The 19,795-nt window shown below is 34.3% G+C and carries 18 protein-coding genes; 5 read left to right on the forward strand and 13 right to left on the reverse strand.

Annotated elements, in window-relative coordinates; all coding sequences use genetic code 11:
- Positions 1-99 precede the first annotated feature (99 nt).
- Positions 100-1,242: an aldose epimerase family protein gene (locus FA045_RS03825; RefSeq protein ID WP_136874650.1), complete on the reverse strand. Its 1,143-nt coding sequence runs from the start codon at positions 1,240-1,242 to the stop codon at positions 100-102.
- 148 nt (positions 1,243-1,390) lie between these two features.
- Between FA045_RS03825 and FA045_RS03830 the strand changes: the two genes are divergently transcribed.
- Positions 1,391-2,086 (forward strand): NUDIX hydrolase, encoded by a 696-nt coding sequence (locus tag FA045_RS03830; protein WP_136874652.1) that lies wholly within the window; start codon positions 1,391-1,393, stop codon positions 2,084-2,086.
- Between the two features lie 48 nt (positions 2,087-2,134).
- Here FA045_RS03830 and FA045_RS03835 read toward each other — a convergent pair whose 3' ends face one another.
- From FA045_RS03835 to FA045_RS03850, 4 genes are all read right to left on the reverse strand, one after another.
- Positions 2,135-2,995, reverse strand: a complete 861-nt coding sequence (locus tag FA045_RS03835) for an OmpA family protein (protein ID WP_136874654.1) — start codon at positions 2,993-2,995, stop codon at positions 2,135-2,137.
- Positions 2,996-3,075: 80 nt separating this feature from the next.
- The gene (locus tag FA045_RS03840) at positions 3,076-3,384 is read right to left on the reverse strand and encodes a hypothetical protein (protein ID WP_136874656.1); all 309 of its coding nucleotides are present in this window, start codon (positions 3,382-3,384) and stop codon (positions 3,076-3,078) included.
- A 144-nt stretch (positions 3,385-3,528) separates the two neighbouring features.
- Positions 3,529-3,708, reverse strand: a complete 180-nt coding sequence (locus tag FA045_RS03845; protein WP_136874658.1) for a histone H1 — start codon at positions 3,706-3,708, stop codon at positions 3,529-3,531.
- 179 nt (positions 3,709-3,887) lie between these two features.
- Positions 3,888-4,283, reverse strand: a complete 396-nt coding sequence (locus FA045_RS03850; RefSeq protein ID WP_136874660.1) for a cupin domain-containing protein — start codon at positions 4,281-4,283, stop codon at positions 3,888-3,890.
- 112 nt (positions 4,284-4,395) lie between these two features.
- Here FA045_RS03850 and FA045_RS03855 point away from each other — a divergent pair, with 112 nt between their 5' ends.
- Positions 4,396-5,163 carry an MBL fold metallo-hydrolase gene (locus FA045_RS03855; RefSeq protein WP_136874662.1) on the forward strand — a complete coding sequence of 256 codons (768 nt, stop codon included), beginning with the start codon at positions 4,396-4,398 and terminating at the stop codon, positions 5,161-5,163.
- Positions 5,164-5,319: 156 nt separating this feature from the next.
- Here FA045_RS03855 and FA045_RS03860 read toward each other — a convergent pair whose 3' ends face one another.
- Positions 5,320-6,345, reverse strand: coding sequence for a S66 peptidase family protein (locus FA045_RS03860; protein WP_136874665.1), 1,026 nt, complete (start codon positions 6,343-6,345; stop codon positions 5,320-5,322).
- A 136-nt stretch (positions 6,346-6,481) separates the two neighbouring features.
- Here FA045_RS03860 and FA045_RS03865 point away from each other — a divergent pair, with 136 nt between their 5' ends.
- Complete coding sequence (locus tag FA045_RS03865) at positions 6,482-6,802, forward strand: hypothetical protein (protein WP_136874667.1); 321 nt, start codon at positions 6,482-6,484, stop codon at positions 6,800-6,802.
- 4 nt (positions 6,803-6,806) lie between these two features.
- Here the strand turns inward: FA045_RS03865 and topB are convergent, their stop codons facing one another.
- From topB to FA045_RS03890, 5 genes are all read right to left on the reverse strand, one after another.
- A complete protein-coding gene (gene topB, locus FA045_RS03870; protein ID WP_136874669.1) occupies positions 6,807-8,648 on the reverse strand; it encodes a DNA topoisomerase III in 1,842 nt (613 codons plus the stop codon).
- A gap of 680 nt (positions 8,649-9,328) precedes the next feature.
- Positions 9,329-10,303, reverse strand: coding sequence for a transglutaminase family protein (locus FA045_RS03875; protein ID WP_136874671.1), 975 nt, complete (start codon positions 10,301-10,303; stop codon positions 9,329-9,331).
- A 64-nt stretch (positions 10,304-10,367) separates the two neighbouring features.
- A complete protein-coding gene (locus tag FA045_RS03880) occupies positions 10,368-11,294 on the reverse strand; it encodes an alpha-E domain-containing protein (RefSeq protein ID WP_136874673.1) in 927 nt (308 codons plus the stop codon).
- An 82-nt stretch (positions 11,295-11,376) separates the two neighbouring features.
- Positions 11,377-12,822: a circularly permuted type 2 ATP-grasp protein gene (locus FA045_RS03885; RefSeq protein WP_136874675.1), complete on the reverse strand. Its 1,446-nt coding sequence runs from the start codon at positions 12,820-12,822 to the stop codon at positions 11,377-11,379.
- A 156-nt stretch (positions 12,823-12,978) separates the two neighbouring features.
- The gene (locus tag FA045_RS03890) at positions 12,979-15,264 is read right to left on the reverse strand and encodes a GH92 family glycosyl hydrolase (RefSeq protein ID WP_136874677.1); all 2,286 of its coding nucleotides are present in this window, start codon (positions 15,262-15,264) and stop codon (positions 12,979-12,981) included.
- A gap of 150 nt (positions 15,265-15,414) precedes the next feature.
- Here FA045_RS03890 and FA045_RS03895 point away from each other — a divergent pair, with 150 nt between their 5' ends.
- Both FA045_RS03895 and mnmA read left to right on the forward strand, forming a co-directional pair.
- Positions 15,415-16,437 (forward strand): LacI family DNA-binding transcriptional regulator, encoded by a 1,023-nt coding sequence (locus FA045_RS03895; RefSeq protein ID WP_136874679.1) that lies wholly within the window; start codon positions 15,415-15,417, stop codon positions 16,435-16,437.
- 77 nt (positions 16,438-16,514) lie between these two features.
- The gene (gene mnmA, locus FA045_RS03900) at positions 16,515-17,606 is read left to right on the forward strand and encodes a tRNA 2-thiouridine(34) synthase MnmA (protein ID WP_136874681.1); all 1,092 of its coding nucleotides are present in this window, start codon (positions 16,515-16,517) and stop codon (positions 17,604-17,606) included.
- A 478-nt stretch (positions 17,607-18,084) separates the two neighbouring features.
- Here mnmA and FA045_RS03905 read toward each other — a convergent pair whose 3' ends face one another.
- Complete coding sequence (locus tag FA045_RS03905; RefSeq protein WP_136874683.1) at positions 18,085-19,032, reverse strand: bifunctional metallophosphatase/5'-nucleotidase; 948 nt, start codon at positions 19,030-19,032, stop codon at positions 18,085-18,087.
- A complete protein-coding gene (locus tag FA045_RS03910; RefSeq protein WP_136874685.1) occupies positions 19,010-19,765 on the reverse strand; it encodes a 5'-nucleotidase C-terminal domain-containing protein in 756 nt (251 codons plus the stop codon). Before FA045_RS03910 ends, FA045_RS03905 begins: the two co-directional genes overlap by 23 nt.
- Positions 19,766-19,795 lie beyond the last annotated feature (30 nt).

Consider the following 19,795-nt stretch of genomic DNA (forward strand, 5'->3'; position numbering starts at 1 on the left):
TCCCAAAAGCTTTTCGGCTTTTGGGATTGATAAAAGATTGAAGCGTTAGCGGGACTGGTTTTGCCAAGCACCACTATAATTGCGCTTCTAAATATTTAATTATTTACTAAACTTATATGTTGTGCTGGTTTTATACGTTTCGCCTGGCTTTAACACTGTACTATCAAAATTAGCGTGATTTGGTGCATCAGGAAAATGCTGCGTTTCTAAACATAAGGCAGAACGGTAAGCATAAGCTTTGCCACCTTTACCATCTTTAGTTTGGCCGGTTAAAAAATTTCCACTGTAAAATTGCAAACCAGGTTCTGTAGTATAAACCTCCATTTTAATACCAGTAACTGTACTTTTTAAGCTTGCAATTGGCGTTTTACCATCGTTGGTTTTTAAGGCGAAATTATGATCGTATCCTTTACCAAACTTCAATTGCTCTTCTTGTTTATCGATATCTTTTCCAATTGTTTTGGCTACGTTAAAATCAAAAGCTGTTCCTTTAACTGGTAGCAACTCTCCTGTCGGGATCAATGTGCTATCTACTGGCGTAATCGCATCTGCAGCAATCATTAATTCGTGATCTAAAATAGTTGCATTACCTTCTCCATTTAAGTTAAAATAAGCGTGATTGGTTAAATTTACAATGGTAGTTTTATCAGTTGTTGCAGTATAATCAATTTGCAAACCATTGTCGTCTGTTAAGGTATAAACAACTTTTACATCTAATTTACCAGGATAACCAGCCTCGCCATCGGCAGAAACATAGCTTAATTCTAATTTTTGTCCATCTTGTTTGGCATCCCAAACTTTATTGTAAAAACCATCGGTACCACCATGTAAGGTATTTACACCATCGTTTAATTGCAATTGATACTCCTTTCCATCTAATGTAAATTTACCCTTACCAATTCTGTTGCCATAGCGACCAATTAAAGCGCCAAAAAATGGCTCGCCTTTTTTAAGATAAGTACCAACGCTATCGTAACCTAAAACAACATCTGTTAATTTTCCGTCTTTGTCTGGCACCATAAACGAAACCACTCTACCACCTAAATTTGTAATGGATACCGAAAGTCCGTTTTTGTTGGTTAATGTGTATAAACTAACCGATTTACCAGCAATAGTAGTGTTGTACTTTGCTGTATCTGTTTGGGTTGTTTTATTTTGTTCTGGCTTTGAATTGCATGATGAAAATGCAATAGTTAAACAAAAGGCAGCAATTGGTAGGGTTTTTAAAAAAATTCTTTTCATAAAATTTACTTTGGTTTTTGCTAAAATAAGAAATAATATTAACGTTAATGTAACGATTAAATTAATCATATTGATATTGATGACAAAAACTTCAAAAAAATGCTCTAATTTTGGCGACAGTACACATATTTAAATGGCTCAGTTTTTAATGGCAAAATATTTAAATCAAAACCCTGTTCTTGTTGCGGTAGACTGTATAATTTTTGGTTACGATGGAGAAAATCTTAAACTTTTATTGATTAAAAGAGCAATTGAACCCGAAAAAAACAAATGGAGTTTAATGGGTGGTTTTATTGGCGAAAATGAAAATTTAGACGGTGCTGCACAGCGCATTTTGTTAGAATTAACAGGCTTACATGATGTATATTTAGAGCAGTTACATGCTTATGGAACTCCAGATAGAGACCCTATTGAGAGAACAATTTCTGTTGCATACTTTGCTTTAATTGATATCAATAAATACAATAAACAGCTTAATGATCAATATCATGCCGAGTGGTTTAAACTTAAGGAAGTACCCAAATTGATATTTGATCATGATAGAATGGTTGTAGCTGCTATGAATAAAATAAGGTATCAAGCTGCCCTACACCCTATTTTGTTTGAGTTGCTACCAAAAAAATTCACCATTCCGCAACTGCAAGCTCTGTATGAGCAAGTATATGATTCGCCAATAGACAATAGAAATTTTATTCGTAAAATTACAGCAAGCGGTTTGTTAATTAAGCAGCCCGAAAAAGATAAATCGAGCTCTAGAAGAGGAGCATTTTACTTTAAATTAGATAAGCAGAAACATAAGGCTCAATTTCAATCGTTTTTGAGCTTAACAATTAAACCTAAATAAAAAAAAGCCCTACATTTCTGTAAGGCTTAAATTGTTTTACATTCAATTTTATGGTTTAGTTTCTGGCGCTTTACCAATTAGCTCCATAAACTGATCTAGCTTAGGTGTAATTATAATTTGAGTACGTCTGTTTTGTGCTTTGCCAGCGGGTGTATCATTTGCTACCATTGGGTTGTATTCTCCTCTACCTCCAGCAGTTAAACGTTTAGGATCAATATTATAATCTTTTTGCAAAGCTTGAACCACCGATGAAGCTCTTAATGCACTTAAATCCCAATTGTTGCGAATGTTTGGCATAGAAATAGGCACATTATCGGTATTACCTTCAATCAGCACATCGTAAGTATTATAATCTGTAATTATTTTGGCAATTTTACTTAAAGTGGTACTAGATTTTTCAGAGATTTCATAACTTCCAGATTTATATAACATATTATCTGATAAGGAGATATAAACAACACCTTTTAATACTTTAACATCAACATCAGACATTTCTTCACGACTTAAAGATCTGGTTAAATTATTAGTCAACACCATGTTAAGCGAATCACTTTTATTTTTGGCATTTACCAATTGCTGAATGTATTTGTTAGATGAATTAATCTCATCAACCAATTTAGATATGTTCACATTACCTTGGTTACTAGAATTCAAACACTTATCTAAAGCGGCTTGTAAGGAAGTTACATTTGCTTTTTGAGCTTCAATTTGCTCTTCTAAACTTTTAACTCTTATTTTCTGACCAGAAACATCAGATTCACTGTCTTGCAAACGTTTATTTAACTCCTGATTACTTTGTTGAAGTTTAGAATTATTTGATTGTAATTCTTGAAATTTTTTGTTACTAACACAACCTTGGGTAAGTATTGCAGCAGCAAACGCAAAAGTTGCTAATAATGGATATCTCATAACTTAAATGTTTTTTGTTACAAACAAGCAACTAAACAGAAAAGTTTTAAATCATATATAAAGTATTATTAAACAATAAGTTATAGCAAACTCAATGAAGAACCTACCAAATCAATAAATTCTATTTTTGGATTTTCAACTAAGCCACTTTCATCTCTTTCATTTTGAAATTGAAGAAATGAAGGAACATTCATCACTTTATCTTGATCTTGTTCACTTTCATACATGGCAATGTGTACAAATGTTAACCTATCTTCTTTTATAAAAACATTATATAAAAAATTACATTGAGGTAAATTTTTAAAATCTGATAAGAACAGCGCAATATTCTCTTTATTTTTTTGAACAAACTCTGGTTTTACCGTATAACTTATGTGTACCGAAATCATAGATGCTCTTTATTTAGTTTGAAATTATTTAAACTTACAAATAATAATGTAAAACTAATGTGGTTTTAATCGTAAAATCATGTCATAAAAAAAAAAGACCTTGCCCTAGCAAAGTCTTTCTTTGTAATGAATGAGCTAAATATCTTATTTATCTGAGTTTTTTTTCTCAGTTACTTCAGTACGGATATCTTGAGCTAAACCTTTAAGATCTTGCATTGCTTTACGTACTCTTGTTCCAGCTGCAGCGTTACCACCGTTATAAAATTTTTCAACATCTGCTTCGATAGCAGCAATTACTTCTTTAACTTTTGAGAATTTTTCCATTTTTTTAGTTTTTATTTTGAATTCAAATATATCATTTAAACAGAATAAACAAGCATTTTTAAAAATTTAACAACATGATAATTCGCCACAATAATGATATAAATTACAAAACCTACTGAATTGCAATTCGTTAGCAATAATTCAAAAAATTAAAAAAAAACAAAAAAAAACAAAAAACCTTATTTAACCATAGTTAAAAGGCATATTACATCATTAATAGCGGTTGCTTTAAACGATAATTGTTGATGTAAAGTTAATAACTCCCCATCGCTTAAGTTAATTTCATTTCCAAAACTTTCGAATTGTAAATTACCTTTTAGTACCTGCAAACTCATCGTTGCTTCATTTTCTTCATTACCAGGATGAAATTTTTGTGTGGCTTGTAAAGCAATGATTGTGATGGTAACCTTATCAGATTTGAATACCGTAATTGCATTTTTGCCGTTTTTGTGATAAGCCTCCTCATTTTTAATTTGTTCACAAAATTTTTCAATATCAATCGGAATAATACCTGCATCTAACGGTCTTGCACCCTCGGGTCTTTGAGGTGTAGCGTAGTTATGTTTCTCTTCCATTATCTTTTTTTGTTATAAAAACATCAATTTCTATTACTTGTTTCACAATTCACACAATGTTTATAAATATGCTGATTTTGATAGGATAAAATGATTTCCTTTGTGTTAAGTTATGGCTTTATTTATCACTTCACTAAATACAGGAAGCAATGGCAATTGTTTTTACATTGGCAATGCCGATGAAGCTATTTTAATAGATGTTGGTTTAAGCTGCAAAGAAACCGAAATCAGGATGCAAAGATTATCACTTTGTATGAGCAAGGTTAAAGCTATCTTTATATCTCACGAACACAGTGATCACATTCGTGGATTACCAGTTTTGGCGAAAAAATATCAGTTACCTGTTTTTATAACCAGCCAAACTTTTACGGGCACAAAACAACAATTACCAATTCATCTACTTCAATCTTTTATAGCTTATCAGCCTGTTAAAATTGGTAATTTAAGCATCACAGCTTTTCCAAAAAAACACGATGCCGCAGAGCCACATAGTTTTACAGTTTGTTGCAACGAGGTAACTGTAGGCGTTTTTACAGATATTGGCGATCATTGTGAGCATGTAATCAATAATTTTAAGTTATGCAAAGCAGCGTTTTTAGAAGCAAACTATGATGATGAAATGCTCAACAACGGCAGTTATCCCTACTTTTTAAAAAATCGCATTCGCGGAGGTAATGGTCACTTATCTAATCAAAAAGCATTAGATTTATTTATGGCGCATAGGCCAAGTTACATGTCTCACCTTTTTCTTTCTCACTTAAGTAAGGATAACAATTGCCCTGATTTAGTGAGCAAAATGTTTAATGAACATGCAAACGGAATTGAGATTGTTGTAGCATCAAGATTGCAGGAAACACCGGTTTATTATATTTCTGCTTGATGTAGTTTTTTCGTCATATCGAGTGAGCGCAGCGACGAGATATCTTTTTTTGTCTTGCATTAATTTTGTTACTGCAAGAACTTAATACATCACTCAAGAAACATAGAGGTTTCTCCTCGTGAAGAACTCGTTCGAAATGACGGTGATTAAAAATATCTAAACCTCTTCCAACTTTGTTCCGCTCTCCCAAACTTCCAATCTATGTTTAACTCCACATTTTAAAGCAAAATTTGCTTTTTGGTGCCCTACTGGGAAATCAAAACATACCGGAAAATCTAAACCAGCCACCTTATTTAAAACAATCTGTTCTAAGGTATTACTAAAACCATCATTACTGCTATCTGTTTTAATTTTAAAACCTCCAACAATTAATCCTTTTAGTTTATTTAGTTTTCCACTACGTTTTAGGTTGTAAAACATTCGATCTATACTATACAAATACTCGCCAGTATCTTCCAGAAACAAAATTTTTCCATCCGTATCAATTTCAGATTTACTACCCGCTAAATTTTCAATACAGCGTAAATTACCACCAACTAATTCTCCAGTTGCTACTCCCGTCCTATTATCTATGTTGTAAGGAGTTGAATATTTCATTTTATCGCCCTTTAAGGCTTGCTCAATAGAATTAATGGTTTCAATTTGAATTGGTTCTGCCAAAGCCCAATCAGACGGAAAACTATTGCACATTTTTGAGTGAATGGTGGCCACATGGTATTTAGTATTAATGTGACTGTGCAAAATTGTAATGTCACTAAAACCAATTAGCCATTTCGGCGATGATTTAAACTTACTAAAATTCAATTGATCTAAAATTCTAATGGCGCCATAACCACCACGAGCACACATAATCGCTTTGATGTTGGGGTTATCCAGCATTTGTTGTAAATCTGTTAAACGTTCTTCGTCAGTACCACCAAAGGTGAAATCTCTTTTATCAACCGTGTTACCAATAAGAACGTTAAATCCCCAACTTTTCATCCTAATAACTGAAGCCTCAATTTCTTTAGCGGTAATATATCCAGCCGGACAGGTGATTCCAATTGTATCTCCTGGAATTAGATAATCTGGTATTTTGTTTTTTTTCTGCTCTTTTAAAGTATCAACTGATGCGTAACTTTTAAAAGATTGCAACATTAAACTTGCAGGAATTAAAGATGATAAAAAGTATTTGCGGTTCATGGTGTTAAATATAAAAAATATCGAACAAATACTGAAAAAGCAGTTTTTAGGTACACAAATGAGTTGTAACAAAAAATTATTTAATAAAAACTTAGTTCAATAAACCCTGTTAAAACAGTGTAGTAAATTACAGCCTATGAAAAAATGCCTTACTTTTAACAATCATCAAACACTACAATTGCAACTTAAATGTATGCGTTTAGAAATGAAACAACAAGAAAACGGAATGATAAGCGACACCAAAAATTATGTTAAAAGCATTCCTAAAAACATCATGCTCGGCAATAAAAATAAAACCTTAAATCCTAAGGCTGTAGCTAATCCGATAGGTAGGATTTTAGCAAAAGGAATTAACGCTACTTTATTAAATAAACAGGGATTTTTAACAAAAATTATTGCAGGTTTCTTTATCAAAAAGGTGAGCAAAAAATTAGAGAACAAATTACTCAAAACCTAATTTATTATACTGCTGCCTCGGCAAACTGAGCCGAAATACCGATACCCGCCAATAATAACTCTTGCGTAATAGTTTTGGTGTACTCGCAAATTTCAGCTTTAAATTCTTCCACAGATGCACCTGTTCTAATTTCTTCTAAACGTTTTTCCCATTGCCCAGTTAATTCTGCTTGGGCAATTTTTTTGTCTTTTACCACCTCATAAACGGCTAAACCTTTTTGTGTTGGCACCAAACTGCGCTTTTCTCGCTTAATATATTCTCTAGTAAGTAATGTTTCAATTATTGCAGCACGAGTAGCTGGAGTACCTAACCCACTGTCTTTCATTGCATATCGCAACTCTTCATCCTCAATTTCTTTACCCGATGTTTCAAGTGCTTTTAATAACGATGCTTCGTTGTACAAAGCTTTTGGTTTAGTCTGTTTTTCTAACAAAGCTTTATTTACAATTGGCAATAACTCTCCTACTTTAACTTTGGGCAAAGCCGGATTTTCTTCGTCCTTCTTTTCATCTTCAACTTCATTAAATACCGAACGCCATCCCGCAGAGCGGATTACAGTTCCGTTGGCAATAAATACCGAACCACTTTCTATCGTAATTTTAGTAATCTCCTTTACGCATTCTTGATGAAAAGCTTCCAACATCCTGCCTGCTACCATATCATAAATCGCTTGATGATCTTTACTTAAGTTATAAGGTTTTACACCCGTGATTAATACCGCATGGTGATCTGTTACTTTTTTAGCATTTACACTTCGTTTATTTAAAGTTGCCGTTTGCAAAAAAGTAGCCTGATTACCAAATAATTGATGATCTGTTAATGTGCTAATTAATTGAGGTACAGTTGCAAAAACATCATCTCCAATATATCTACTTCCAGTACGCGGATAAGAAACTAGTTTGCTCTCGTATAAATTCTGCAATAGATTTAAAGTCTGATCTGCCGTAAAGCCATTTTTCTTATTACCTTCTTGTTGCAAACTACTTAAATCATGCAAAAGTGGTGGTGGTTCTTTTCTGGGTTTGGCTTCAACCGCAGTAATATTTCCGCCAGTTGCAAAACCCGAAGCCACATCTTGCACCTTATCAAACACTGCCTGAGCTTCTGGTTGGGTGTTAAAATTGGCTACAGAAATTGCTTTAAATAATTGTCCATCTTTATCTAATTGTATAGCTATTTGATAAAATGTTTGAGGCACAAAATTTTTGTTTTCTAAAAATCTAGCGCAAATCATAGCTAAAGTTGGTGTTTGTACCCTACCTAAAGATAAAACCGATCTGTTACCAGCCGACAGACTTAAAGCTTGTGTAGCATTCATGCCCACTAACCAATCGCTTTGCGAACGTGCATGGGCAGAATTAAATAATGTATCGTAATCTGTGCCAGGTTTAAGGTTTCTAAAACCATCTTTAATGGCTTCATCAGTTTGCGATGAAATCCACAAGCGTTTAAATGGCTTTTTACATTTTAGGTAATAGTAAATATACCTAAAAATCAATTCGCCTTCTCGTCCAGCATCCGTTGCTACAATAATTTCGGTTGCTTCATCAAATAGCTTTTTTATAATGTCTAATTGTTTTCTAACTCCTGGGTCTTCTACAAAACCATCTTTGGTTTTTACCTTGCGGATAGAAAGTTTAAATTTTGCAGGCAGCATCGGTAAGTGTTCTTTACGCCAACCAATGTAGCCATACTCTTGTGGCGGAGCGAGTTGCAACAAATGCCCGAAAGCCCAAGTAAAAGAATAACCTTTGCCTTCTATGTAACCGTCTTTTCTGGTTGTTGCACCAAACACTTTAGCTAACTCTCTACCAACAGATGGTTTTTCGGCAATAATTACTTTCATTATCAAATATTCAGTTCTTTCGGAGGGTTAAATATCCTAAAAATTATGCAGTGGGCAATGTTAAAGTTATCTACATTAAATTTTACGTCATTTCGAACCGAAGGGAGAAATCTGTCCTTTTGCATCAGCGTCAGCTTAATTGGTAATCATCATACAAAAAAGGTTTGGTAGAAAGTACATAAAATTACGAAAAGCAATTTTAGTAGTCTTTATGTCAATTCAGTCCCGCCTGCCTGCCGCAGGCAGGTTTTTCGTTGCAATTTTTTTGTTTTTGTAATTGCTATTTACGCTTGTGCTCAGCTTGACTGGGCATCTATCTACCTACAATCCTTCGACAAGCTCAGCATGACATCAAAACAAAAAAGATTTCCACTACAACCGGGTTTAAAAGGCAAGTATTGTGCATTTATTTAGGTCTAAGCGCCCAGCAACTTTCAATAGAAGTACAGCCCTCGTTTTATAAACGGGATATAAGTGTAAATCCTTTTGTCATCCTGAGCTTGTCGAAGGACAAAAGATTGAAACGATTAGCCCGACTGACATTTATAAAAGCTACTGTATTTGCTTTTCAAAAAAAATGATTAAAGAATTTAGTTTCGGTCGGTGAGACACCTACCGATAGGCTTTGAGATTCCTTCCCGAAAAGTCGGGACAAGCTGTGCCTCGGAATGACAAAATATTTACTGTTGCTGCTGTTGTTGCTGCATTTCAATAAATTTTTGATAAGAGTTAGTTACTACAATTGGTTCTGAAATTTCATGTACATAAACTGCTTCCTGCTGTAAGGCGATTTCTTCTTCGGCTTTAATTTTTTCGTTGGTTATTACAACTGCAACCGATAATGTGTGTGCCGATGAACCTTTGTAGGTTCCTTTTACCGGTGTGCAATCACTAAAATTTCGTCCAAAAGCAATGCGAATGTGTCTGTCGCTTACCAAACAATTATTTGTTGGATCGATGCCTAACCAACCATAATCTGGTATGTAAGCTTCTACCCAAGCATGAGTTGCACCAATACCGCGTAACTCATTCCCCATCGGACAAATGTAACCACTCACATATCGAGCAGGAATTGCAGAAATTCGCAACATTTCTAACAATAAATGGGCAAAATCTTGACAAACTCCAGCCTTTAGTTCCCAAATTTTATCGATATCAGTTTCTACATCAGTTACGCCTTGTTGATAGGTGATTTGCTCATAAACGTAAGCTGAAAGTGCTTGCACACATTGCAAAACAGTTTTTTCTCTATGGGCAATTGCTGTTATATCGTTTTTAATATCATGTAATGATTGGTAAGTACCATATTTAACAAAGTCTAAAAAATCTACTTCTAAACTAGTTTTGTCAATGTTTTCCCACTGGCTTTTTGCCGACCAAAAATCTGTAGGAACAGGTACAGGTTTAGTTTCTACTTCTGCATCAACCACAATTACTAAATCTGTATGAGGTTCTACAATGGTAAAAACACCAACTTTATTACCGAAATAATCGAAATAGCTATCAACAATTGCAGATGGTCTAATTCTAATTTCATGGTTAATAATTTCTTGGTAATTATCAGACGGCGGACTTAAAATAATTTGATTGGCGCTATCAATTACTGGCGATGGATAAATATATTTTGTGGTATGTTTTACGTGGTAAATTGGCATAATTTTTTAGTTGAATTGGTTCATTAGGTTAGTTGCAAATTGCATACTGAAAATTGTTAACTGACTAACTGTTTATTCCGAAATAATTTTGATTTAGAGATTGGATGATGTTTAAAATATTACTTTCTACAGTTTCTAACAAACCTACTTGCGCTTCGGTATCTGCACCTGGACTATTATATTTTAAAATTGCTGATGCTTTGCCAATTGCGAATTCTATTTTATTAAAGCTTTCGTCTAAACTTACCGATTTTAAACGTTGCGCATAGCGATTGATTTGATTTAAACCATAAGCTATTGAATGCGGAAAATGCATTTCGTACAAAACCTGTTTAAAAATCAAATCAGGTTTTACAGAGCCAGAATTTTCTTTTAAATAATATTCGTAACCTGATATTGATACTAAAAAGTAGCGCCAACTTACAATATCCATACTATCGGTACTTAAGCCATTGGTTCTGCTAATTTGCATTTTTAAGGCAGTTATGCTTTGCAACAATCTTTCTATAAACTTACCTATACTTAAATAATTAAACCCCTCGCTCCTAAACATAGAAACATCTACTACTCCGTAATACAACATACATTGTTTAATGAGTTGGTCTATAATAGTAACCGGGTCGCCAGCAAAAACTTGCTTTTGCAAACCTGTATCTCTAATTAAATGATAGTAATCATTTAAGCACTGCCAAAGTTCTTTGGTGATATGATCTTGGGCACTTCGGGCATTTTCTCTTGCCCTAAAAATATTATTTACTACAGAGCTATCGTTATTTTTATCAAACAAGATAAACTGTAAAACCTCATTGGCATTCATGGTTTTTTCGGGTGATTTGCCATGGTTGTAATACCTATACACATCATCCCATTTTACAAATGGCACGCCATCTTGCGATGCAATATAATAGGTTCTTAAAATCCTTAATTGCACATTGGTACGCTCCATGTAACGGCTCATCCAAAATATATTTTCTGCTACTCTACTCAGCATTTACTTATTGTTTAAAGGTTGAAAAGTTTTAAGGTTGAAATGTTGCTAGGCCTTAACTGAAAACTCGAAACTGAAAACTGGACTAGTCTACCACCCAAGTGTCTTTGCTACCGCCACCTTGCGATGAATTAACTACAATTGAACCTTCTTTTAAAGCTACACGAGTTAATCCTCCTGGTACAATCTCAATTCCATCTGGCCCGCTCAAAGCAAAAGGCCTTAAATCTACCCTGCGTGGTTGTAATTTGCCATCAATATAGCATGGTGCTGATGAAAGGCTGATAATTGGCTGTGCAATAAATTGTCTGGGCGATTTAACAATCTCTTCACTAAATTCTTTCAACTCTTGATCTGATGCAATATTACCAATCAGCATACCATAACCGCCACTTTCATTGGTGCGTTTAACTACCATGTTGTTCAAGTTTTTCAAAGTATATTCACGTTCATCAACGTTTTCCATTCTGTAAGTTGGTACGTTTTTAAGGATAGGTTCTTCGTTGAGGTAATATTTAATCATATCTGGTACGTAGGCATAAATTGCTTTATCATCGGCTACGCCATTACCCATTGCGTTTACAATGGCCACATTTCCTTTTCTATAGGCATGATAAATTCCTGGAACGCCCAACATACTATCAGGACGGAAAATTAGCGGATCTAAAAACTCATCATCTACTCTTCTATAAATCACATCAACCTTTTTTAACCCTCTTGTAGTTCGCATGTAAACTTTATGGTTATCAACCACTAAATCTCTTCCTTCTACCAACTCTATGCCCATTAAACGAGCTAAAGTAGTATGTTCGAAATAAGCAGAATTGTAAATACCAGGAGTTAATAAAACTACAGTTGGTCTACTGGTATGTCTATTGCCTAAACCCAAAAGGTTTTTCATTAACAAATCTGGATAATCACTTACCGGACGAACTTTATTTTCTGGAATTAGGTTTGGGAACAATCGATAGCTAATGTTTCGGTTCTCGAGCATGTAACTCACACCAGATGGCGTTCGCAAATTATCTTCTAAAACATAGTATGAACCATCATGATCACGAATTAAATCGATACCGCTAATGTGCGTGTAGATATCAAAAGGTACATCTACATTCATCATCTCTCGTAAATAATTAGGACTAGAATAAATCAGCGCTGCTGGAATAATCCCATCTTTAATGATAAATTGTTGATGATAAACATCTTTTAGAAAGATATTAAGTGCTCGTAAGCGTTGCTTGATCCCTCTTTCAATAAAATCCCATTCGGCAGCTTGTATAATTCGTGGGTAAATATCAAAAGGAAAGATCTTTTCGATGCCTTCGCCACTGCTGTAAACAGTAAAAGTGATCCCTTGAGTTAAGAAAAGCTTCTTGGCAAGCTCATCTTTTAGCGTCATTTCAGATGAATTGATGTTTTGAAAGGCAGACATGAATGAATCGTAATGCTTTCTTACATCTTCATTGCATTTCATCTCATCAAAAACACCATTTATGGTCTGATATTGTTTAAAATATTCTATATTTTCCATAATGTTGATTAAATTACAGATAAATACATGATAATTTCAAAATTTATAACTTAAATATTTAAATTAATTTAATATTTAATTAATAATTAAAGTATTTAACACAAAAAAACATCAAATCGATGGCTTTTTATAATTTTTTAATAAAAATAAATCTATTTAAGACTTTTTTGGCTTAGCACTCATATAAAAGGTAAGTTTTCCGCCAGATGTAATATCACTATGTTTAATAAATGGTTTATTTAATTCTTTTCCATTCATCAAAACCTTTTGTACATAAACATTTTTGTCACTTTGGTTAATTGCTTCAACTGTAAATGTCTTGCCATTCTCTAAAGTTAAAGTTGCATTTTTAACTGATGGCGAGCCTAAAGCATATTCATCGCCACCTGGCGAAACCGGATAAAAACCTAAAGAAGAAAACATGTACCAAGCACTCATTTGTCCGCAATCATCATTACCACCTAAACCATCTGGCGTAGGTTTATATTGCATTTTTAAAATTTTACGGATTTGCGCTTGAGCTTTGTAAGCTTGGTCTGTCCAATTATAAAAGTAAGCCACATGATGTGCAGGCTCATTTCCATGTACGTAACCACCAATAATTCCTTCACGAGTAATATCTTCAGTATCTGCAAAAAACTCGTCAGGCAAATGCATGGTAAATAAAGTATCTAAACGAGCTGCAAACTTCTTTTTTCCACCCATTTGCATCATCAACGCTGTTGGATCATGAGGAACAAAGAAACTGTAATTCCAGCTGTTTCCTTCAATAAATCCTTGTCCGTGAGTATTTAGTACATCAAATTCTTTTTTAAATGTTCCATCAGCCATTCTCGGGCGCATAAAACCAATAGAAGGATCGAAATTATTTTTCCAATTACCAGAACGTTTGATAAACTCTTGGTAAACATCTTCCCTATTTAGCTTTTTAGCCAATTGCGCAATACACCAATCATCATAAGCATATTCTAAAGTGTTGGAAACCGAAACTCCACTTTTTTCTGCGGGAATGTATCCCAAATCCATATAATAACCAATCCCTTCGTAATTGCGTTTTTTTGCTGTCGCTATGCAAGCATCTAATGCAGCATTTGGATCACCGTTATAAACTCCTTTTATAATTGCATCAGCAATAACAGAAACACTGTGGTAACCGCTCATACACCAATTATCGTTTGCATAGTGCGACCAAATTGGCAACATCTTTAACGAATTTTGCTCGTAATGTGCCATCATAGATTTTACCATATCGTTACTGCGAGCAGGTTGCATGATATTAAAAAACGGATGCAAAGCTCTGTAGGTATCCCACAGAGAAAAAGTGGTGTAATTGGTAAAACCATTTGCGGTATGCACACCTTGATCTAAACCTTTATACTGCCCATTAACATCCATATAGGTTGTTGGGTTGATAAAAGCATGGTACATCGCCGTATAGAAATTGATTTTATCATCTTCTGATGCATCTATTTTGATTTTATTTAATTCTTTAGCCCAAGCAGATTGTGCTTGCGCTTTCACTTTATCAAAATCCCAACCAGTTACTTCTGCACGCATATTTTGTAAGGCATTTTCTTGACTAACTGGAGATAGCGCAAATTTAATTTTAACTTTTTCTCCTTCATTGGTATCAAAATCAAAATACATTCTCACTTTTCTGCCAGCAATTTCTGGATGGTTTCTAGTTTGATCAAATTTACCCCAGAAACCTCTGTAAGCTTGTTTAGCATCATAATTTTTCTGTCCGTAAGATTTAAATGGCTTAGAAAAACTCATCGAAAAATAAACCGTACGTGTACGAGCCCAACCGTAAGTTTGGCGGTAACCAGTTACTAAGGTATCATTAACCACACGAACGTAAGTCCAAACAGTTTTATCATCATAATTGTAAATACCCGCCATTAAATCTAATATGATATGACTTTGATCAGATTTTGGAAAAGTATATTGATGAAAACCAACTCTATTTGTTGCCGTTAACTCGGCGGTAATGTTATCATCATCTAATTTTACTTTGTAATATCCAGCCTCTGCAGTTTCATTGGCATGAGAAAATGCAGAGCGATATCCTGATTTTGTATCATTCGCGGTACCCGGATTTAATTGCAATTTACCTTGAGTTGGCATAATTAAAAAATCGCCCAAATCTGAGTGACCAGTGCCGCTAAAATGCGTGTGACTAAAACCTGTTATTGTTTTGTCTTCATATTTATAACCAGCACAATATTTATAAACACTGCCATTATATTTTCCATTTACTTCATAAGGAATGGTATCAGTATCAGGACTTAATTGTACAGCTCCAAAAGGTACTGTTGGTCCTGGGAAAGTATGTCCCATTTTTTCGGTTCCAATAAGTGGTTTTACATATTTTACTAAATTTTGCTGTGCATTAACTCCTAAAGCTGCAAAAAATAGTGCATAAAAAAAGAATTGTTTCATGTTTTAGTTTTGGGTTGATAAATCAAAAATCTAAGATATAAAAATTACCTTAAAACACTAACTAAAACCTTTTAGTAAATCAAATTTTACGTTAACGTATTTTTTAAGGTTTGATAAATCTGTATATTTACCAAGAGCAAACCTTAATAAATGCAAAACATTACCCTACGTGATATCGCCAAAGTTTTAAACCTATCTGTTTCAACAGTTTCTAGGGCCTTAACTGATAGTTACCAAATTGGCGATAAAACTAAAAAACTTGTTTTAGAATACGCAAAAGCCCATAACTATGTACCAAACCGAATGGCTCGTGGACTTAAAGAAGGAAAAAGCAGATCTATTGGCGTAGTTGTTTGCTCAATCGATAATAGTTTTGTTTCACAAATGCTCGATGGTATTGATCACTTTTGTACAGCTAATGATTATCAGTTAATTATTATGCAAAGCAAAGAGAATTTTGAGCAAGAAAAATCATGTATTCATTTACTTTATGCTGGTGGAATTGATGGATTGCTTATCTCTCCCACCTATCAAACAACTGATTTTGAATACTTAAAACAACTACAAAATGATGGTTTACCTATCGTTCTTTTTGATAGATTAAGCGAGCACATTGATACGCATAAAGTTGCGGTTGATAATTTTAATGGAGCTTATAACGCTGTTGCGCATTTAATAAAAAACGGATATCAAACAATTGCTCATATTAATAGTGAAAGCAAACTCAATTTAACAACCGATCGTTTTGAAGGTTATAAAAAAGCATTAAGTGATCACAACATTGCTTACAATGAAGATTTAGTTAAATTTTGTAACACCAATAATTTAAATGAAAGCTTAGAAATTGCAATTGAACAATTAATGAGTTTAGCTAAAAAGCCTGATGCTATTTTTACTGCAACTGATCAAATTAGTACAAAAAGCCTCGCCGTTTTAAATCAACTAAACTATAAAATCCCTCAAGATATTGCCTTAATTGGATTTAGTAATACTGATTTAGCAAATGTATTTAATCCGGCATTAAGTACAATTCATCAACCTGCTTTCGAGATTGGAAGCTTAGCCGCTAAACAATTACTCCATTTAATTGAACATAAAAATGAAGTAATATTTGAAACTATTTTACTTGATACCGAGTTGCAATCTAGAGCATCCACCAAACCAAGGGCCTAGTGTTTTTTACATTGCTCAGACTCCACTGGTCAATTAATTCATCTAAAACCTGTATTTTTGCATTCTGATTTTTAATAATGAGTAAACACGGAAGAATTTTGGTGGCCATGAGTGGCGGGGTTGATAGTTCGGTTGCAGCAGTAATGCTACACGAGCAAGGTTATGAAGTTATTGGCTTAACCATGAAGACCTGGGATTATGCCACATCTGGCGGAAGCAGTAAGGAAACAGGATGTTGCAGCTTAGATAGCATTAACGATGCCCGTACTTTAGCTGTAAACTATGGTTTCCCTCATTATATTTTAGACATCAGAGATGAATTTGGGGATTTTGTAATCGACAATTTTGTGGATGAATATTTAGCCGGCAGAACACCAAATCCATGTGTTTTATGCAATACCCACATCAAGTGGGAAGCTTTGTTAAAACGTGCTAACAAATTAGATTGCGAATTTATTGCTACTGGCCATTATGCAAATATCCGCCAGCAAGATAGTGGTAGGTATGTAATTTCTAAAGGTAAAGACGAAAACAAAGATCAATCTTATGTACTTTGGGGCGTTTCTCAAGAAAATTTATCTCGTACTAAATTCCCGTTGGGTAGTTTCGCAAAAGCGGATATCCGCCAGATGGCTTTAGATATGGGTCAAGAAGAATTAGCAAAAAAATCAGAAAGTTACGAGATCTGTTTTGTACCTGATAATGATTACCGAGCCTTCTTAAAACACAAAGTAGAAGACTTGGAAGATCGCGTAGCCGGTGGTAACTTCATCAATAGCCAGGGTATGATTATCGGTCAACATAAAGGTTACCCGTTTTACACCATTGGCCAACGTAAAGGTTTAGGCGTTGCATTTGGCGAACCTATGTTTGTTACGCAGATTTTACCTGAAAGCAATACTGTTGTTTTAGGCAGAGCCGATGAATTAGAACGTAAAGAAGCAATGGTAAGAAACATCAACTTGGTTAAATACGAAAATATTTACGAGCCGATGGATAATGTAATTACCAAAATCCGTTATAAAGATGCTGGAATGCTAAGCACAATTGTGCAAGAAAAAGACCAAATGAGAGTGGTATTTGATCATAATGTTTCTGCAATTGCACCTGGTCAATCCGCTGTATTTTACGAAGGCAATGATTTGTTAGGTGGTGGATTTTTAGTTTAACTCATAAATCCCCGCCGCGGCGGGGACTTACATTTGTCATTCCGAGGAACAGCTTGTCCCGACTTTTCGGGAAGCAATCTCAATTGTTAATTGTAAATAGAGATTCTTCGCTGCGCTCTGAATGACAAATAGTACCTAATGGTTGGTATCTCCATCAAGCATCTAAAGTTAGACTAAAACAAATTTAGTCATTCCGAGGAACAGCTTGTCCCGACTTTTCGGGAAGGAATCTCAATTACAAATTAGTGGACAGAGATTCTTCGCTGCGCTCTGAATGACAAAAAGTACCTAATGGTTGGTGTCTCCACCAACCATCGTTTAAATATAGTTTCGGTAGGTGAGACACCGACCGATAAGAAAAGGTTAGACTTAACAAACTTTGTCATTCCGAGGAACAGCTTGTACCGACTTTTCGGGAAGGAAACTAAATTGTTAATTGTTATTAGAAATTCTTCGCTGCGCTTTAAATGACAAATAGCTACGCATCTAACTTATTATTAATTAAATAAGGCGTGCCAACCTTCATCTTTTTGGCTTTGTAAGGCTCAAAGTAATAATCTATCCTCCCTAAATTAATCCCTGCAAAACCAACTTGGTTAATGGTGGTAATTTGACCATCTAAATTTTTAACATCTTCGGGTATATCTAAAAAAGTATGGGTATGTCCGCCAATAATTAAATCGATATTTTTGGTACTAGCCGCTAAAACCTTATCAGATACTGCATTATTTCTGTAAGCATAACCCAAATGAGATAAACAAATTACCAAATCACATTTGTAATCATTTTTAAGCTTCGCCGCAGTTTCATTTGCTATTGCTATGGGATCTAAATATTGAGTTTCACCATAATTTTTAGGATCAACTAAACCTTTCAATTGTATTCCTAAACCAAAAACGCCAATTTTAAGTCCTCCCTTTTTAAAGATTTTATAAGGCTGTGTAGATTTTGATAACTGCGTGTTCGTTAAATCGTAATTGGCAATTAATACTGGGAAATTGGCATTTGGCAGTTGTTTATAAAATCCTTCAATTCCATTATCAAAATCGTGGTTTCCTAAAGTTGTAGCATCATATTTCATTTGGCTCATTAACTTTAGTTCTAATTCGCCACCATATTTATTAAAGTAAGGTGTACCTTGAAAAATATCACCAGCATCTAGCAACAACACATTTTCTTGTTCTGCCCGTATTTTTTTAATTAAAGCCGAACGTCTTGCTGTTCCGCCTAAACCCTGATTTCTTGAACCATCCATCGGAAAAGGTTCTATCCTACTGTGCACATCATTGGTATGCAAAATAGTCAGTTTTTGTAATCGCCCATTGGCAAAAGCATCTAAAGAATTTATGTTCAATGCAGCTGCCGCACTTGCAACACCACCAACTTTAATAAAATTTCGGCGATTAATTTTTTGTAATTCTTCCATCTAATTTAGTGTTGATGCTTTTACCAGCAGCTTTAAATTCTTTAACTTCTTTTAATAAGGCATCGCGAACTAATAAACCAATATTTTTTTGTGAAATTGGTGTAGCAAATCCAGTAGCATCATCGCCACCACTGGCAATATAATCTGATGCAACAACCCAATAATTAACATTTACATCAAAAGCCTTCCCATTAATCTGGATATTTTCTGCATGTTTATCTTTAATATTAAATCTCAATCCGCTAACTGGCTGACCATTACTTGCAGCAATGTAATTAACCACCTTTAAAACATCACTTCCTTTTAGATTAAACATTACCAATTGATTTTCGAAAGGCATTAACTCAAAAATATTTGAAACTTTAATTTCGCCTTTGGCAATATCATTCCTCAAGCCACCTTTAGTAGTAGGAAAAACAAAATCAACCTGCGGCAGTAACTTTTTTACTTGATTAAAAACTGCATCGGCAAAAAAATTACCTAAAACAGATTCGGGCAAGGTTGATGCTTTAGACAAGACCACATCAGTATTGCCAATAACCTCATTCATTTCGGCATCTAACTTGGCTTTATAAGGCAAATATGTTTTTATAATATTGCTATCTACAGCAATATCGCTACTTATTTTATACTCTTCTCTGTTCGATTTTGTAAGTGCGTACTTGGTGCGGCAAGAGCCGAAAAGTAGCGCCGAAAATGCGAAAATATAAATCGGTTTTTTAATACTAATCATATCTTTTTATGGTAAGCGAAGATAGACTGC

This window comes from Pedobacter cryotolerans (genome assembly GCF_005116475.1).
GTDB classification, from domain to species: domain Bacteria; phylum Bacteroidota; class Bacteroidia; order Sphingobacteriales; family Sphingobacteriaceae; genus Pedobacter; species Pedobacter cryotolerans.

Bases quoted from the DNA above. Each gene is read 5' to 3' on its own strand.
- FA045_RS03825 (WP_136874650.1), bottom strand. From the start codon at position 1,242: ATGAAAAGAATTTTTTTAAAAACCCTACCAATTGCTGCCTTTTGTTTA.
- FA045_RS03830 (WP_136874652.1), top strand. From the start codon at position 1,391: ATGGCAAAATATTTAAATCAAAACCCTGTTCTTGTTGCGGTAGACTGT.
- FA045_RS03835 (WP_136874654.1), bottom strand. From the start codon at position 2,995: ATGAGATATCCATTATTAGCAACTTTTGCGTTTGCTGCTGCAATACTT.
- FA045_RS03840 (WP_136874656.1), bottom strand. From the start codon at position 3,384: ATGATTTCGGTACACATAAGTTATACGGTAAAACCAGAGTTTGTTCAA.
- FA045_RS03845 (WP_136874658.1), bottom strand. From the start codon at position 3,708: ATGGAAAAATTCTCAAAAGTTAAAGAAGTAATTGCTGCTATCGAAGCA.
- FA045_RS03850 (WP_136874660.1), bottom strand. From the start codon at position 4,283: ATGGAAGAGAAACATAACTACGCTACACCTCAAAGACCCGAGGGTGCA.
- FA045_RS03855 (WP_136874662.1), top strand. From the start codon at position 4,396: ATGGCTTTATTTATCACTTCACTAAATACAGGAAGCAATGGCAATTGT.
- FA045_RS03860 (WP_136874665.1), bottom strand. From the start codon at position 6,345: ATGAACCGCAAATACTTTTTATCATCTTTAATTCCTGCAAGTTTAATG.
- FA045_RS03865 (WP_136874667.1), top strand. From the start codon at position 6,482: ATGAAAAAATGCCTTACTTTTAACAATCATCAAACACTACAATTGCAA.
- topB (WP_136874669.1), bottom strand. From the start codon at position 8,648: ATGAAAGTAATTATTGCCGAAAAACCATCTGTTGGTAGAGAGTTAGCT.
- FA045_RS03875 (WP_136874671.1), bottom strand. From the start codon at position 10,303: ATGCCAATTTACCACGTAAAACATACCACAAAATATATTTATCCATCG.
- FA045_RS03880 (WP_136874673.1), bottom strand. From the start codon at position 11,294: ATGCTGAGTAGAGTAGCAGAAAATATATTTTGGATGAGCCGTTACATG.
- FA045_RS03885 (WP_136874675.1), bottom strand. From the start codon at position 12,822: ATGGAAAATATAGAATATTTTAAACAATATCAGACCATAAATGGTGTT.
- FA045_RS03890 (WP_136874677.1), bottom strand. From the start codon at position 15,264: ATGAAACAATTCTTTTTTTATGCACTATTTTTTGCAGCTTTAGGAGTT.
- FA045_RS03895 (WP_136874679.1), top strand. From the start codon at position 15,415: ATGCAAAACATTACCCTACGTGATATCGCCAAAGTTTTAAACCTATCT.
- mnmA (WP_136874681.1), top strand. From the start codon at position 16,515: ATGAGTAAACACGGAAGAATTTTGGTGGCCATGAGTGGCGGGGTTGAT.
- FA045_RS03905 (WP_136874683.1), bottom strand. From the start codon at position 19,032: ATGGAAGAATTACAAAAAATTAATCGCCGAAATTTTATTAAAGTTGGT.
- FA045_RS03910 (WP_136874685.1), bottom strand. From the start codon at position 19,765: ATGATTAGTATTAAAAAACCGATTTATATTTTCGCATTTTCGGCGCTA.